This is a genomic window from Lactiplantibacillus plajomi (genome assembly GCF_005405405.1).
In the GTDB taxonomy this organism is placed as follows: Bacteria; Bacillota; Bacilli; order Lactobacillales; family Lactobacillaceae; genus Lactiplantibacillus; species Lactiplantibacillus plajomi.
Genome location: NZ_BJDZ01000029.1, coordinates 23026 through 38053 on the forward strand (window position 1 = coordinate 23026; position 15028 = coordinate 38053).

The 15028-nt window shown below is 46.3% G+C and carries 16 protein-coding genes and 1 pseudogene; 2 read left to right on the forward strand and 15 right to left on the reverse strand.

Annotation, left to right across the window (positions count from 1 at the left end):
- Window positions 1–32: 32 nt before the first annotated feature.
- From FFM82_RS11130 to FFM82_RS11155, 6 genes and pseudogenes are all read right to left on the reverse strand, one after another.
- Window positions 33–683 (reverse strand): DsbA family oxidoreductase, encoded by a 651-nt coding sequence (locus FFM82_RS11130; protein WP_137645884.1) that lies wholly within the window; start codon window positions 681–683, stop codon window positions 33–35.
- Between the two features lie 2 nt (window positions 684–685).
- Window positions 686–1012 carry a thioredoxin gene (gene trxA / locus FFM82_RS11135; protein WP_137645885.1) on the reverse strand — a complete coding sequence of 109 codons (327 nt, stop codon included), beginning with the start codon at window positions 1010–1012 and terminating at the stop codon, window positions 686–688.
- A pseudogene (locus tag FFM82_RS11140) lies at window positions 1005–1896 on the reverse strand (NAD(P)/FAD-dependent oxidoreductase). Before FFM82_RS11140 ends, trxA begins: the two are co-directional and overlap by 8 nt.
- Window positions 1897–2066: 170 nt before the next feature.
- Window positions 2067–2726 carry an ArsR/SmtB family transcription factor gene (locus FFM82_RS11145; protein ID WP_137645886.1) on the reverse strand — a complete coding sequence of 220 codons (660 nt, stop codon included), beginning with the start codon at window positions 2724–2726 and terminating at the stop codon, window positions 2067–2069.
- 98 nt (window positions 2727–2824) lie between these two features.
- Window positions 2825–3184 carry a hypothetical protein gene (locus FFM82_RS11150; protein ID WP_137645887.1) on the reverse strand — a complete coding sequence of 120 codons (360 nt, stop codon included), beginning with the start codon at window positions 3182–3184 and terminating at the stop codon, window positions 2825–2827.
- A 25-nt stretch (window positions 3185–3209) separates the two neighbouring features.
- The gene (locus FFM82_RS11155) at window positions 3210–3467 is read right to left on the reverse strand and encodes a Mor transcription activator family protein (RefSeq protein ID WP_225425693.1); all 258 of its coding nucleotides are present in this window, start codon (window positions 3465–3467) and stop codon (window positions 3210–3212) included.
- A gap of 151 nt (window positions 3468–3618) precedes the next feature.
- Here FFM82_RS11155 and FFM82_RS11160 point away from each other — a divergent pair, with 151 nt between their 5' ends.
- Window positions 3619–4566 (forward strand): helix-turn-helix transcriptional regulator, encoded by a 948-nt coding sequence (locus FFM82_RS11160; RefSeq protein ID WP_137645888.1) that lies wholly within the window; start codon window positions 3619–3621, stop codon window positions 4564–4566.
- On the opposite strand, the gene FFM82_RS11165 is transcribed toward FFM82_RS11160, so the two are convergent.
- The 3 genes from FFM82_RS11165 to FFM82_RS11175 all read right to left on the reverse strand — a co-directional run bounded on the left by FFM82_RS11165 (window position 4563) and on the right by FFM82_RS11175 (window position 8374).
- Entirely contained in the window at window positions 4563–5402 is an 840-nt protein-coding gene (locus tag FFM82_RS11165) for a MerR family transcriptional regulator (RefSeq protein ID WP_137645889.1), read from the reverse strand. The genes FFM82_RS11160 and FFM82_RS11165 overlap by 4 nt on opposite strands.
- Before the next feature lie 123 nt (window positions 5403–5525).
- Window positions 5526–7562: an FAD-dependent oxidoreductase gene (locus FFM82_RS11170; protein ID WP_137645890.1), complete on the reverse strand. Its 2037-nt coding sequence runs from the start codon at window positions 7560–7562 to the stop codon at window positions 5526–5528.
- Between the two features lie 254 nt (window positions 7563–7816).
- A complete protein-coding gene (locus tag FFM82_RS11175) occupies window positions 7817–8374 on the reverse strand; it encodes a sugar O-acetyltransferase (protein WP_137645891.1) in 558 nt (185 codons plus the stop codon).
- A 132-nt stretch (window positions 8375–8506) separates the two neighbouring features.
- Here FFM82_RS11175 and FFM82_RS11180 point away from each other — a divergent pair, with 132 nt between their 5' ends.
- Window positions 8507–8986, forward strand: a complete 480-nt coding sequence (locus tag FFM82_RS11180; protein ID WP_137645892.1) for a GNAT family N-acetyltransferase — start codon at window positions 8507–8509, stop codon at window positions 8984–8986.
- Window positions 8987–9143: 157 nt separating this feature from the next.
- Here FFM82_RS11180 and FFM82_RS11185 read toward each other — a convergent pair whose 3' ends face one another.
- From FFM82_RS11185 to FFM82_RS11210, 6 genes are all read right to left on the reverse strand, one after another.
- Window positions 9144–9539 carry a hypothetical protein gene (locus FFM82_RS11185; RefSeq protein ID WP_137645893.1) on the reverse strand — a complete coding sequence of 132 codons (396 nt, stop codon included), beginning with the start codon at window positions 9537–9539 and terminating at the stop codon, window positions 9144–9146.
- Between the two features lie 30 nt (window positions 9540–9569).
- On the reverse strand, window positions 9570–9836 hold the full coding sequence (locus tag FFM82_RS11190; RefSeq protein ID WP_137645894.1) for a Mor transcription activator family protein: 267 nt from the start codon (window positions 9834–9836) through the stop codon (window positions 9570–9572).
- An 11-nt stretch (window positions 9837–9847) separates the two neighbouring features.
- Window positions 9848–10225, reverse strand: a complete 378-nt coding sequence (locus FFM82_RS11195) for a hypothetical protein (RefSeq protein WP_137645895.1) — start codon at window positions 10223–10225, stop codon at window positions 9848–9850.
- A 165-nt stretch (window positions 10226–10390) separates the two neighbouring features.
- A complete protein-coding gene (locus tag FFM82_RS11200) occupies window positions 10391–11149 on the reverse strand; it encodes a 5-bromo-4-chloroindolyl phosphate hydrolysis family protein (protein WP_137645896.1) in 759 nt (252 codons plus the stop codon).
- Window positions 11150–11151: 2 nt separating this feature from the next.
- Window positions 11152–12534, reverse strand: coding sequence for a toxic anion resistance protein (locus FFM82_RS11205; RefSeq protein WP_137645897.1), 1383 nt, complete (start codon window positions 12532–12534; stop codon window positions 11152–11154).
- Window positions 12535–12739: 205 nt separating this feature from the next.
- Window positions 12740–14881 (reverse strand): hypothetical protein, encoded by a 2142-nt coding sequence (locus FFM82_RS11210; protein WP_137645898.1) that lies wholly within the window; start codon window positions 14879–14881, stop codon window positions 12740–12742.
- Window positions 14882–15028: the final 147 nt, after the last annotated feature.

Sequence of the window (15028 nt, forward strand, 5' to 3'; positions counted from 1 at the left end):
AAACGTTGGGGATTGTTGCTCTTTTTCCATTGTTACTCAGCCTCCTTTGCTTGAATTTGTTTCAGGGCATCCACCATCGTATCGTAAGGTTGGGCGCCTGAAATTCCAAACTTATTATTGATAACGAAAAATGGGGCGCCGTGAATGCCTAACCGTTCGGCCATTATTTCATCATCCCGGACATCTTGGGCAAATTGCTGGCTCGCCAATACGGCGTCGACCTGTTCGCCACTTAAGCCGGCGTTAACACTGGCCGCCCGTAAAACGGCGTGGTCCGCGATCGATTCACCGTTACTAAAATAAACTTGGTAGAACGCGTCGATCACCTTTTCCGTGACGGTATCATCACCTAATGATGCCGCCAACTTAATCAACCGGTGGGCATCAAACGTGTTGGTTGGGACCGCGTTTAAAAGGTCCACCTTTAAGCCGTCGCCAGCACCCATTTGCGAGATTTGCTGAATCTGGGCCTTGGCTTGCGCCTTCGACATGCCGTGACCGTTAGCAAAATTATCCAGCATCGTCTTGTCCGTTTTAGTTGGCAACGTTGGGTCCAACTGAAAGGCCTTAAACTCCAGTGGTGTGGTTTCAGCCAAGCCCAGTTCGGCTAACGCCCGTTTCATCCGCGTTGACCCGATGTAGCAAAAGGGGCACGCAATATCTGACCAGTATTTAATTTCCATGCTTAATTTTCCTCCAATGGGGTGTATTTTGCGAGTGTCGCCTTCAATTGTTGCTTGGTCCGTAAACCGACCAGCTTTTCGACTACCGCACCATCCTTTTTAATCACCAGCGTAGGAATCGACATGATTCCAAAGGCTGCGGCCGTCGCGGCGTTTTGGTCCACATCGACCTTGCTGATTGCGACCTGGCCGTTAAGTTCTTGATCCAGTTCTTCAACGACTGGACTCTGCATCCGACAAGGGCCGCACCAGGCTGCCCAAAAATCCGTTAGGGCCACACCGTTAGCGGTGGCCGTTTCAAACGTTTGATCCGTCAATTCTTTAACCATTAATTTTCACCTCATGATGTTTCGCTTCTTCAACGTAATTAAAGACTGCCTGCCCGGCGATCCCACCGTCACCAACCGCCGTGGTGATTTGCCGGAGATTCTTTTGCCGTACATCCCCCACCGCGAAAATTCCCGGTAGGTTTGTCTGCATGTTCTCATCCGTCAGAATCCACCCGGCGTCATCGGTAATCCCTAAATTACGAAAGGCCGCCGTCATCGGTTCAGCCCCCACGTAGACGAAGACGCCGTCGGTTGCTTCAACGCGCACTTGCTTAGTTTGGCGGTCGTAAACCCGCACGCCGGTCACCTTTTGTTGATCACCTAAAATCTCGGTAACTTGGCTGTTCCAAGTAAACGCCATCTTGTCATTTTCAAACGCGCGTTCCTGCAGTAACTTTTCGGCCCGCAATTGATCACGGCGATGAACCACTTGTACCGCATCGGTCACGTTGGCTAAGTACAAGCCCTCTTCAATGGCGGAATTGCCCCCACCAATAACGGCCACCATACGCTTCTTCACCGGGGATCCCAAGTTTGCGCGGTTGTGAGCCGGTTGCAATGATTACCGCTCTGGCCACCAATTCCTCGTTATCGGTGAACAGGTGCTTCCAACCCTGCTCATCAACCAGTACCCGGGCCACGTTACCGTATTGATACGTCACCCCGAACTGGGTGGCACTTTTGAACATCTGCTCCGCTAAGTCCGGTCCCAACACGTTTTCGAACCCGGGGTAGTTCTCAACTTCTGCCGTGTTATTCATCTGACCGCCATAGATTCCCCGGTCTAGTATGGCAACGTTTAAATTCGCCCGCGACGCGTACAGGGCGGCCGTCATGCCACCAGGACCCGCCCCAACGACGATGACATCAAATTGGTTTGTCATAATTTCCTCCTGACCAGTCTATTCAACTGATTGATTGAATAGTTAAATACTACCATGCTTTTGCCATTTGTCAATTTAAAAGGTCGTATCGTCAAAAAAGCGTTGCAGGGTTAGTCTGATTAGACCGACCTCGCAACGCTTCTTCAACTTAATAACCAATCCACCTGGCGCTACGCACGGGCTTTAACAAACGCACGCCAGTCATAGTAGCTTTCGTTCAAGCTATAGGCGTGACGCCCTTGTTCATTTAACAACCGCGTTGCCTGATTCGTCAGGGCGCACAGGTGACCACGGCAATAGACGATGACGTCCTGGTCCGCCTTTAAATCGGCAAGCCGTTCCCGCAGCTCATCGATGGGGATGTTGACCGCCCCGTCAATGTGACCATTTACAAACTCATCGTGGGGGCGCACGTCTAGTAATTGAACGTCGTCACGACCAATCAACTTGGTGGCCGCTGACAGATCCAGCGTCTGAACCCGTTCCTGAGCGTCAAAGTCCCGCTGAATCTGCTTCATGGCTAAGAGTTGGTTTTCGCCCACGTCCCGCAGCAGGTAAAATAGTTGCTCGACTTGTGCCGACGCTAACTGGTAGATCCCGTAGTTTCCGCGTTTCGAGCGGCTGACCAGGTGGGCGTCACGCAACGTCTGCAGGTGTCGCGACGTGTTGGCAATGCTCATACCTGATTGCTTAGCCAGCGTTTCAACGCTTTTCGGGCTTTGTGCTAAAAGGTCTAGCAGTTCCAAGCGGCGATTACTCGACAAGCTCTTGCCCAACTTAGCCAGCTCCGCATATAAACTCGTTTTATAAGTTTCGGCAGTCTCAGTCATCCGATCCCTCCTCATTCTACTAATTAATTGAATAGGTTAATTCTAACGATTTGGGGAGATTTGTCAATGATTTACCCTGATTGTTGTGCCGTACCATTCTATTCCGTCTTTATCCGGTAGCCGTTCGCCAACAACTGGTCGCGGTACCAACTATCAAACATCATTCCGTAGATGACGAGTCCCACAAGGTTCACAACCAGTGACATTAGCTGGCCAAAGACAATTTGGGCGATGATATCTAATACCCAGATTGCAAAAATCGGGATCCAGGCTTTCTTGACAAACCCCGTCGTTCGGTAGCGTTGGCTGACTAGCGGGTAAATCCCGGTAAAGAGCGCCGCCAACCAGTTAAAGCCGGCCTTGACGTGTTGAACATCCTGCTGGCCGTTAACTTCTTTGACCAGGGTTAAGTCGCTGGTCACCCGGTGGTTAAAATCGATCCAATTAGTTTGTGTCATCATAAACTCCTCCTTAAAGTTAGTCCTACTTCGACTTATTAATGGTTTGCGTCACCCAGCGTTGCGAGTAGCCGTACTTGCGGGCTAACGCGTAGCTGTTGTGGCCGTTATACTGGGCAGGTAAGCGCTCGGCGACCCGTTGGCGATCATATAAATGAATCGGAATCGTAATCTGCATCCCGCGGTACTGCTCGTGCAACTTCAACAACGCCGCAGCGCCCAGTAAGTCGTAAATGCCGCGGTAAAAATCATTCAGCGCGGCCGGTTCAATTGGCGTATTCACGCGTCCTCACCTCCTACATTAAGTTGATTAAGCTGTTCGTCTTGTCTGGTCTTCACCATGCCTTAGGTCACTCACTTTCGCTGTTGTTAATGCTATAATAACGACGTAGCTAGACAAAATACGTCCACTTATTAACAAAGGAGCGATTAATTTGAACGCTGCTTACCGTCAGTTATATATTTTCCAGCAATTATTATCCGACCATCTGGTTGAAAAACGGCCCCTGGCCGCCCGCTTTAACGTTGATCCGCGGGCGATTCAGCGCGACCTCAGCCAGCTCAAAACGTTCATTAGCGACCAGCAGCTGCCCTACCAGCTGGTTTATTCCCGGCAACGCGGCGGTTACCAATTTGTAAGCGCACAGGATCAGGTTTCTAAACAAGTCGTGCTCGTGTTGGTCAAAGTCCTGTTAGCCAGCCGGGCGCTCAATCAGGACGAATTGCACGATGCGGTGACCGGGCTGCTCAAGCTAGTCACCGTCAGTGAACGCGCCGAAGTCCAGCCGATTATTAAAAATGAGGTTTTTCATTACCAGCCGTTACGCCACCAGCAACCCCTGCTCAAGCGAATCTGGGCCATCAGTCAGTACATCAGTCGCCAGCAACCGATTGCCATCGACTACCGCAACGCCCGCAATCAAACCCAGACCCGTGAGATTTTGCCGCAAGCGTTGATTTTTTCGGAATATTATTTTTACGTGGTGGCTTACAGCCTGAAGTACCACGCCAACCGCTTCTTCCGTTTGGACCGCATCTTCGGCTACCGGTTGAGTACGCAAAAAATCCACCGCAGCCGCGCAGAGCGCGTTAGCGATGGACAATTACGTCAATATATTCAGTATATGCAACCGGGTAAGTTGCGAACAATTCGTTTCGAGTTTTCCGGTGTTGTCGAGGCGGCCCTCGACCGCTTCCCGACCGCGCGGATCATCACCGCCGCCAGCCGCCCCGGCACGGTCTTAATTGAAGCCGACGTCTTCGACAGCGGTGCCATGATGTGGCTACTTAGTCAGGGGCAGCGGGTCAAGGTCGTCGGTCCGGCCGATTTTGTGGCACAGATGAAGGCCAGTCTAACCGCCACGCTAGCCCAGTACGACTAATCCGCCGCCGTGACCGGTAACCAGGCTTCGTCAAAACGGACGTGCGCCTGGTCGTTATCTAAAACTAACAGGAGCGCCGTCACGACGTCGCCGTTTAGCTTTAAATGCCGGCGCTTAAGTTCTATAAGTGCCGGTTGTAACCACTGGCGTCGTTTAATTTGTTGCGAGTCACCAACTAGGATCGTGTGGAGGCAGCGTTGGGGTGGCAAATCGCGTACCCGGACGCTGGTCGTGAGACCACAGCGGCGAAACTGCGCGTTGGTAATGATCATGCCGATTTCTGGTGCTAGGTCGGTCGCCCCGCTGACGATGGCCGCTTGTTGATAACGTACCGAGGCGTCGGTAATCGGCATCAGTTCGTTCCACTGCCGATACTCGCATGACTGGTGGGCGTTGCTTTCGTGGGCCGCTTCCATTGAGCGTAAGAAGAGCCACTTGGCGGCCGGACTGACGGTGTCCTCGAAAAACGGCCCGTCCGCCAGCTGACCGAGCAACGCCATGTGCCGTTGCAAAACGGCAATCGTCGCGTCTAGCTTGGCGCGTTGCGCTTTCAAATCGGTCAATAAGTCGTCGAACGACGCTTCGGCCACGGTCGGTTGGTCGGCGTCCAAGACGGTACGGGTCTGGTCCACGTTAAAGCCGCTTTGGCGCAAGTAGCGGGTCATCCAAATCCGGTACGTTTCCATTAAATCAAAGCGGCGCTGCTTATTATGGCCGACCCGTTGTGGCTTGATCAGCCCCTTCTTTTCGTAATACTCAATCTCCTTGATACTGATACCGAAGTACTTACCTAGCTCCGAAGAGCTGTACACGTAGGGGTAATCGTGGTTTGCCATGACGGGCCTCCTTCACCGCTAATATTAAAAATATTATAGCACCGAATGACCGCCAAAAAATCGCGGGCGTCGCAACTAGTTTGCAACCCCCGCGATTTTTCAATCCGCATTATTTCATTAATCTTAGTGAACTTTCGTTAGTTTAGCAACCGCGTCCTTAGCCGCCGCGCGACCAAAGACTCCGCAGTTCAACAACGACATGCCGTCACCGTAATAGTCGATGCCCATCACACCGCTATCAGCGCAGGAACCAGCGGCATAAAGGCCTGGAATCGGTTGATCCTGCTTGTCCAAGACCTGCGCGTTTTCGTTGATTTTAGCCCCGGTATAAGCATCCGTACAAATCTGCGGCATCCGCAAAATGTAGTACGGCGCAGTGATTTTGATCATGTTGTCCGGATTCTTACCAAAGTCAAGGTCTTCGTGCTGGTCACAAAGTTGGTTGTAACGGTCGACCGTGGCTTGGAGCTTGTCCGGATCGATTCCGACGTCTTCGGCCAACTTGGCAATTGACGTTTCCTTATAGCCGAACGGTTTGTCGTGGGCCGTCTTGGTGGTTAAACCAATGTCGGTCATGACCGGGTACTTGTCCGCGACTTTTTGGCCGTAAACCGCATAGCCTTCGTCGTAGCCGTTGTACCAGCAACGCTTGGTAAATTCAAAGGTGAAGTCGTCTTCGGAAGCCAGCCGTTGCCCGCCACCGTCGACTGACAATACGTCGTAGTTCGGCAAGGTCGGTGATTCTGGAATCGCTTCTGGGAAGCGGTCGCCCCAAGAAACACCGTAGAAGTAGTACATGAATTGTAAGTACGGGACGTCCACAATTTTTGCGCCGGCTTGGTCGAAGAACTTCATCGCGGAACCATCACCGTTACCAACAATCACGTCAATGTTGGTCATCCGTGGATTTAATTTTTTGACCATTTCGCAGTTCATGGTGTACGACCCGGTTCCGACCAGTACCGCCGAAGCGTGAATCGTTAACTTGTCGCCAGCAACCGTGGTCGCTTCAACCCCTTTAACGACGCCGTCTTCGATAATCAAGTCGTCGACCTTGGTACCGAGCCGTAAATCAACGCCCTTCTCGCGGGTCGCCTTGACCAACGTGTTGATCAAAGTCGTGCCCATCCCCTTGATGGTGTGGGCCCGCTTAGTCAGCCGTGGTTCTTTGGGGGCAATGTTAACGACTTTATCCCACTTCAAGCCCTGATCCTCTAAGAACTTGATGTAGTCCCCAGATTCGTCGGCCAGCTTGCGCAATAATTTCGGTTCGATGTTCGGTTCGTCCCCGTAAACGGTCATCAAATCTTTATAGAAGTGGTCGGCACTATCCTGAATGCCACGCCGCTTCTGTTCGGGCGTGTCGGCCCCCATGATGAATCCTTGGGCACGGGTGGTCGAACTACTGTAAGTTTGACCAGCTTCTAGCAGCATCACCTTGGCACCGTCCTGCGCGGCTTCAAGCGCAGCACTGAAACCGGCTAAGCCGGCCCCAATCGCCACGATGTCAGTCGTTAATTCCCGGTGTTCAGGTTTGTGAACAGGGAGCTTGCGGCTAGCAAACGCATCGGCGTCCCCACCAGCCGCGGTGACCGCCTGAGCGATTCCGGACAAGAAGCCTTGTGACGAAACCGTGGCACTCGTAATCGCGTCGACCGCCGTCGATTGATGATCAATTACCTGTTTCTTCAACAAGTCAAAGGCCATCCCGCCGATCACCGGCGTATCGGTATAGTCAGGGACCTGTAAGTCGTGAATTTGGTTATCTTTAAAGGTCACGACCAACGTATCCTTCCCCTTACCCGGTAACCCCTGGTTTTCAACGAAGGAGTCAAAATTGACGACGTAAGTCCCATCCTTAACGTTGGTAACCGTCGTTGGTTGAACACCGTTGACCTGATTTTCAACGTCCTTTAACGCAGCGTTGAAGCCGTCGGAAGTGTGCGACGCCCCGGACACCCCGTCGACCTTAAATTGCTTATTCTGATTAGCCGTCGCAACTAATTCCGGTAAGGCCTTCTCACCAACTTCCGGACTTTCGTTACTTGATACCAGTGCCACTTCAGTGGGATGGCCATCCTCAATTGTGACGTTTAAAACAATATCATCCTTAAAACCTTTCCCGTGACCAACAAACGTTTTAACTTCTGATTTACTCATTGTTTCAGCCTCCTATGATAAGCGCTTTCATTTCTGATTATAGGTGATGAAGTTGGTTCATCGTCAAGCGGGATTTGGAAATTTGTTTGGTAAATCACGAAGTTAACAGGTGCAACTCGCAACAGACCGCGCAGCTCATTTTTGCTTAAGGAACCAACTACCACTTGTTCAATTTATAGCGCAAAACTTTGCGCCTCCACGAATCAACTCGAACAGTCAAAAACATTCCACTTAGTTAAAAGTGGAATGTTTAGTTACTCAGCCAGTGGTTTAATCACCTTAGCGGGGACCCCACCAACTAGCACGTTGTCCGGAACGTCCTTCGTTACCACCGCGCCGGCCGCAATAACGACATTGTTGCCAATCGTCACGCCGGGCGTAATCGTGACCTTGCCGCCAATCCAAACATCGTTGCCGATTTTAACGGGCAGCCCCTTCGCTTGATAATTGCGCCGCCCCGCCGCCGTCAACGGGTGGTTGACCGTGTAAATATCAACGTTCGGGCCAATCATGACGTGGTTTCCGATAGTAACCGGTGCAATGTCCAGAATCGTTAAGTTGTAATTACTCAAAAAATCGTCACCAACGTGGATGTTACGGCCATTGTCGCAATTAAAGCGGCTCTGGACAGAAAGGTTGGCACCATATGAACCCAAAATTTGCTTGATTTTAGCCGTCTGGGCTTCGGGGTCCGTCGCCGGAATCGCGTTAAATTGTTGGCACAGTTCGGCCGCCCGGGCTTTTTGTTGCGCCACCGCTTCATCTGAAAAGTCATACCAGTCGCCGTTTCGTAATTTTTCTAATTCAGTCATTTACTCACCTCGCTTTAAAGATACCACTTGAACCCCGGTTTAAGTCAAAGTAAACCTGGCGCAAACTTATCCCCAGCCGTTGCAGTCACCGTGTGCTACACTAAAGCCAATTTTACCGAAAGGAGGATTGCGATGAAAATTCGTCCAATCACGTCCGCAGACGATGCCGCTATCAAGACCATCGTCCAAACGGCGCTTAAAGACGCCGGCCTCGCCATTCCAGGAACGGCCTACTACGACCGAAATCTCGACCACTTAGCCGCTTTTTACGCCGCCCGCTCCGACCGCGGTTACTGGGTGATGACGACTGATAGTGGCGAAGTCGTTGGCGGTGCCGGTTGCGGTGAGGTCAACGGCGCTGACCACGTTGCCGAGCTCCAAAAACTGTACTTACGGCAGGACGTCCGCGGTCACGACCTGAGTTATCCACTGATCGACCAAGTCACGCGCTTCGCCCGCCAAGCCGGTTATCAACAACTTTACTTAGAATCCAGTCACCAACTCGCTGCCACCATTCATGTTTACGAAAAACTCGGTTTTCAACGCCTGGCTCACCCACTCATCCACACCAAACACACGGCAATGGACCGCTTTTATCTCAAATCACTTTAGTTATACACAGTGGATAACTATTTTTGACAATTTTCATCACAAGAAAAGTCGCTCGGTGGAAAACCGAACGACTTTTGATTACTTTATCCACTTTTGACGGCACTTATCTCCGTTTCCCCCGCTAACTAGCGCTAGTTTCTGCACAGGCGTGGATAACTTATTCGAAATTTTGGTTCGCGGTTGCGTTGGCTTGTGCCTGGTTATCCACATGATAACCGTTCGCTAACAACTGGTTGCGGAACCAGGTGTCAAACATCAAACCATACCAGATAGCCCCAGCAAAATTGATAATGGTCCCAATCGTTGACCCGAAGATCACTTGTATCAATCCGTTTAGTACAATTAAGGCAACGAACGGAATAGCCGTCTTTTTCAAAAAGTCTTTTGTTTTATACTTTTGACTAAACAGCGCGTAGAAAAACGTAAATATGATAGCTAACCAATTAATCGACCCCTTAACGTGCTTCGTAACCACTTGCCCGTTAACTTCCTTAACTAGTGTCATATCATGCTTAACGCGGTTATTAAAATCAAACCAATCCGAAATATCCATTTAAGCTCACTCCTCCAAATTCAATGTGTGCTACTCCTTGCGTTGATAATCACGCAAGACCTTCGCGACCCAGCGCTGTGAGTACCCGTACTTATTTGCTAATTCGTAGGCGTTGTGGCCGTTGTAATGCTTAATAACGTGCTCGGCCGCTAAATTCCGGTCATACAGGTGAATCGGAATCGTAATTTGCATGCCGCGATACTGGTCGAACAGCCGTAACATATTTTCAACCCCAATTAATTCGCTCACGCCGCGGTAAAACGAGTGGAGCGCTTCAACATCGACTTCCTCTTCCATGGGCGACCCCCTTACTCAAAATCTGCGGGTGGGTGATTAGGATCCTCACGATAACCGTTTTTACGCAACTGGTTGTAATACCAAGTGTCGAACATACTCCCGAAGTAGAAAGTCTCAATAATATTCCACAACCAATCGGACCCCTCAAATAAGTACGATAAGCCACAGTTAATCAGGACTAATAGCAACAAGTCACCAAATAATTTGGCAATAAATCCCCTAGTCCGATACTGCCGACTAAAGACGGCGTAAAACGCCGTAAAAATAAAGGCTAACCAGTTAAACTTTGCCGGAACGCGCTTACTCACCATCCGTTGATCAACTTGCTTAACCAGGTACCTCGTTCCCCGTACCCGACGATTAATCGCAAACAAATCTGATAAATCCAACCAAACACCACCCCCTACTACAATTGATACTAATTATAATTAACTCATGATGATTGCCACAGTCACACTACGCAGGAGAAACGTCGGGTGATTGGTGCTTAAAGTATGTAAAAAGTTCCAGCAAGAAGACAATCGTCTACTTACTGGAACTTAAATCGATATCACTTATTTATTTTTTAGAAGGTCCTCTACCGAAACATTGCTAAGAGAAGAATCTTGCTTTTGTTGTTCAATTCGCTTAGATTCTGTGTGGATAACTGCATTTGAAAATGACATCGCATCTGATAGACTTTGTGCATCACTGTTTAAACATTCACGATATTTTGTCTGCATTGCACTTGCCAATCCCTTTAATTGCTGTCGCGTTTTTTCTAGCATCTCCGCAATTTTCGGATCATTTGCAATCAGATTATTTTGATAGTGTTCACTGTACTCATTAGCCGAGGTAGAAAATCCTGGTAATAGATTCTGCAATACTGGATCAAATCGTAAGAGTTCTTTTGGATTGTCAATAATACGAGCTGCGATGTCCTCTAGAATGACAAATAGTTCATTCCCGAACCCCATCGAAGAAAGTGAAGATTCTTTTGCAAAAATATTTTCATTATCAATAATCTGCTTGAGTAGAATTTGCACATTTTCTGTCCAGTATTTTACATCTTGCTTACTCAACTCATACTTTTTCTTGTTATCTTTAGTAACCTTTTTAGTATTATTTTGATAATTACTAATGATTTCTCGATTTGTTTGTTGCATTTTCAATTGTGCTTGTTCACGGTCCGTTAACTTCTTAGCTACGGGTTTATTCTTTTTCCCTCGATACCACATATAACCAATAAATATTAATAGAAGTGGAATACCGATATACATTGGTAAAACCAAAAATACTAGAATTGCTCCAATCCAAAGCAAAGCTGTTTTCATACTTATTCGTACCTCCGTTGAGAAATTTCTTCCAACTTATTCTTCAACCCGTTTTCCAACGCCGCCAGTTTCTTAGTCGATTCTGCTCTGGCTTGGGCACCTTCTTGCTGAATTTTCAACGTATCATCAATCGAAGCAATTAACTGATCCTGTACATGTTGCAATGTTTCAATTTCAATAATCCCGCGCTCATTTTCTTTAGCAGTTTCAATGGTCGTTTGATGCAACAAATCAGCCCCTTGGTTTAATAAATCATTGGTTGTATCAGAAATTTCTCTTTGTGCTTGGGCTAACGAACGCTGATGGACCGTAGCTAATACCGTTACGAAATTATTTCTCCAAACCGGTAAAGTAGCAGTGATTGAGGATTGAATCTTATCAATCAGATTACGATTGTTAGTCTGAATAAGTCGGATAGACGGTGCCTGATTTAAAGAAACCTGCCGAACTAAACGTAGATCGTAGATTTTTCTTTCAAGCGCATTTTGAAAGTCTTGTGTACGCGTTAACCGCTCACTTTCTAAACTACTTTCTGTAGCGTTTGCTAACTTTTGACGTAACTCTGGAATCACCTGTGTGACCAATTGCTCATTATAGTATTCCGCACCAGCTATATAAATATTTAAGGCTTTAAAGAAATTCAAATTTTGTTCATAAAGCTTATTCAATGTATCAATATCACCAGATAACTGCTGCTGGCCACCTTCAAGTTGTTCCTTTAAAATATCAATTTTTTCTGAAACACTCCGGAATTTGTCAATCTTATTACCTTGAACTAACTTATTGGTTTCTTTATGACCAAATAAATTACTAAAGAATCCACCTTTTTCTTGCTTTACCGGCTGTTCCGGATTATCTTCAAGTAGCTCTTTTACATTAGCATTTCTCAATACACTAGAAATTTGATGTAAGTTGCGCCTCACATTAGCTTGATTAGTTTCAGAATCAGCGTTTTCCAGAACTTTTTTGGAAAATGCATCAATACTACTTGTTACCTTCGAAGCATAATTCATTAAGGTATCGCGATTATCAAAGTTTAATTGGTCCGAGACCTTAACCGCCATCCCTTGATCAGCAGTATTCAACTTGTCATACATAGGTTTCGTTACTTCAGCTTGACTAGTTGCTGACGACACAGCGGGACTGTTGTCAGATTCCAACAACGACTTCACTGCATCGTTGACCGATTCAGAATCTTGCTCAACAACTGGAGTTACTTTTTGTGCTACACTCGGAGCTACCGTCTTTTGCGGTTGTGGTTGCGGGCTCGCTTTAGGTTGCACAGGTGCCGTTGATGTCTTTTTTTCAGTCTCCGACAACAGCTCATCTTCTAAGCTCGAATCGGTATTTTCAAACATACTCTCCAAACTATACTCATCACTCATTATACTTTCCTCCAAAACTAGATATCCTTTTATACCTTAATAATTTAACCTAATAATACTAATTATAGATAATTACTCCTATAATCTCTACAAAACTTATAAATAATTATCAATAGTATTCTTATAAAACATACACATTTTGTACATTTGTAAGAGACGTCTCATTGTTAGTATTTAATCCTGGTCTTTAAACACCAGCAGCAGGCTAGCTTAGTTGGATAGCTTGAATAGAAAATACTTGATCTGCAAATTTATACTGTACTTTAATCGCATCATCGAACTTCTCTATTCCAATCACGTTGTCGGTTGAAAAGTTTTCCCGGAACTCCTGAGCAATTTTTATAGGTACAGATAAGCTTCCACTTCCACCCTGAAATTCATACTCAAATTTCTGAGTATCGGCAACGTAGTGTCCAATTTTGATATCATCTGCAAATACAGTTCCAATCCACTTCAATAGCTCTGAAACAGATGCAGCATCCAACCAATTGTTATAAGCCAGTTCTAATATCTGTTGTTCCGCTTCAATTCTACTATGCAGACCATTTAAAAATTTACGCTCTTCATCAACTTTGCTTTCTAAATGCATGATTTCGTCACTAGCCTTTTCAGACTCCTCACCGCTATTATCCTCTGCAGTCATCAAGAGTTTCCTTTTATAGTCTAGTACACGTTCATCAAATACACTTTCTTCTTCAAATTCTCCACGCTCAAGTGGCGCTTCATTATAGGCCTTTTCCATTAAGTAATTAGCCATATTTGTTAGACGTTCTTTTAGTTCCTTGATTCTAACCTGATTTGTTTGCAACTTTTCTTGTGCAGATTTCCGTAAAGATTCTTCATCCTCAACGTACCTTACCCGTAAGTTGTTTTTGATTTCATCCTCATCAAGGGACATCAATCTTTCATTAAAGGCCGCATAATTACTGCGCAAATTGCTAGCCATCAGACTGTCCCATTCTTCTTGATCTTGCTCCAGTTTTCGATCCGCTGCTTCTTTTGCCTGCCCCATAACAGCCAATTCACTTTCTTGGTCAGCTATCTCCTGTTTCAGTTCCTCTGTTCTCTGTGGTGTAAGAACTTGATCACGAAGAATACCCCGATTAATTTCTAATTTTTCGTACTTTTTCTTCATGACTAGCAAAACACCAGTACCAATAATAAGATCACTCGGTCGACTATCATGATTGGTCACTTTAATAAAATAGTCAAGATCACGTTGGCTTGCAGCCATCATATCCCACGTAAAACCGAATGCATTGGCAGAATTATTAAGATACTCTTCATCAGTTAATTTCCGTAACTTTTTAATGAATTTGGGCGACTTTTGCATTAACAATGCGAGTTCTGCCGGCATAACACCACCAGCCAGCAATTCATTCGCACGAGCCTCATTTTCTTTAAAGTAATCCAAATCTTCATCAAATACAGCCTCTGCTGCTTCCCTACTATCAGATAACTCAATCGCATCCATTTTATCTAACAGAGGTTTTCTTGAAGATTCACCCAATTTCGTTAAGCAAGTCATTCGTGCGTCCCAAAAGTCGCCCAAGTTAATTTGCAACCTGACCGTCTCGAGTAAATAGTCGTTCGTCTCATCAAACTCTTGGAAAAAGGTCAATAACGCGTCTTGGTCTTGCTCTTGTAGTTTTCCTTCATCATCAACAAGCCTACCAGCAGCCTTTAGAGCTGCAGCGCATTTAGTTCTAAATTGAGCAACATCATATTTACCTAATTGTTCCAAATAGCTTATGACCTGGCGCCAGTCATTGTTCTGAATAACATTATCAATAATGAGACTTTCTGTACGTACATGCTCTTCATCGTTGGTTAGCGGTAAATTGTCAATAAGGTTTAATACTTCACTATCAACAGAATCACCATTCAATAATTCATCAACTTTACTTCTAAACATTTGAACGTTAGAGTCTTGCGCCTCCAGAAATGCTTTAATTCGCATAAGCGTTTCAACTACTGTTGTATCAAAGTCTATCTCCCAAACTGTGATACCATTAGATTCAGCTGCAAAGTTTAGCACTTGCATCCTTTGTTCATTTAAAATTGAAAAAATAATATTATTAACAGGCATCCTACCAACTTCTTGGTTTTCAAATGACCATCTAAACTCTCCAGTCGTCATCCCTAAGCCTAAGCTTCCGTTATTTCGAACCATTGTCGTATCTAAGAAAAAGATAGTCTGTTGATAATCCAGACCGATTTCATTTTGTAAATTTTCAATTTTTTTATGTTCAATATTAAGCGTTGATAAATGCTTATTATTTTCCGCATTACCAACCACGTTTCTGATCTTCTCTCTAAATTCAGTGTCAACAATCCCCGCTCCCAATTGGACACTCTCTGTATCAGTAACCTCATTTGCAAACTTTTTTAACCCGACGAATTTACAATTGAAGTGCAACAAATGATCAAAAAGAAGACTCACAGCCTGAGTCCTTGTAAAATATAGTCACCACAACTTACTTACAAGGAGGAC

Coding starts and splice junctions, on each gene's coding strand:
- FFM82_RS11130 (WP_137645884.1), bottom strand. CDS start 683: ATGGAAATTAAATACTGGTCAGATATTGCGTGCCCCTTTTGCTACATC.
- trxA (WP_137645885.1), bottom strand. CDS start 1,012: ATGGTTAAAGAATTGACGGATCAAACGTTTGAAACGGCCACCGCTAAC.
- FFM82_RS11145 (WP_137645886.1), bottom strand. CDS start 2,726: ATGACTGAGACTGCCGAAACTTATAAAACGAGTTTATATGCGGAGCTG.
- FFM82_RS11150 (WP_137645887.1), bottom strand. CDS start 3,184: ATGACACAAACTAATTGGATCGATTTTAACCACCGGGTGACCAGCGAC.
- FFM82_RS11165 (WP_137645889.1), bottom strand. CDS start 5,402: ATGGCAAACCACGATTACCCCTACGTGTACAGCTCTTCGGAGCTAGGT.
- FFM82_RS11170 (WP_137645890.1), bottom strand. CDS start 7,562: ATGAGTAAATCAGAAGTTAAAACGTTTGTTGGTCACGGGAAAGGTTTT.
- FFM82_RS11175 (WP_137645891.1), bottom strand. CDS start 8,374: ATGACTGAATTAGAAAAATTACGAAACGGCGACTGGTATGACTTTTCA.
- FFM82_RS11180 (WP_137645892.1), top strand. CDS start 8,507: ATGAAAATTCGTCCAATCACGTCCGCAGACGATGCCGCTATCAAGACC.
- FFM82_RS11185 (WP_137645893.1), bottom strand. CDS start 9,539: ATGGATATTTCGGATTGGTTTGATTTTAATAACCGCGTTAAGCATGAT.
- FFM82_RS11190 (WP_137645894.1), bottom strand. CDS start 9,836: ATGGAAGAGGAAGTCGATGTTGAAGCGCTCCACTCGTTTTACCGCGGC.
- FFM82_RS11200 (WP_137645896.1), bottom strand. CDS start 11,149: ATGAAAACAGCTTTGCTTTGGATTGGAGCAATTCTAGTATTTTTGGTT.
- FFM82_RS11205 (WP_137645897.1), bottom strand. CDS start 12,534: ATGAGTGATGAGTATAGTTTGGAGAGTATGTTTGAAAATACCGATTCG.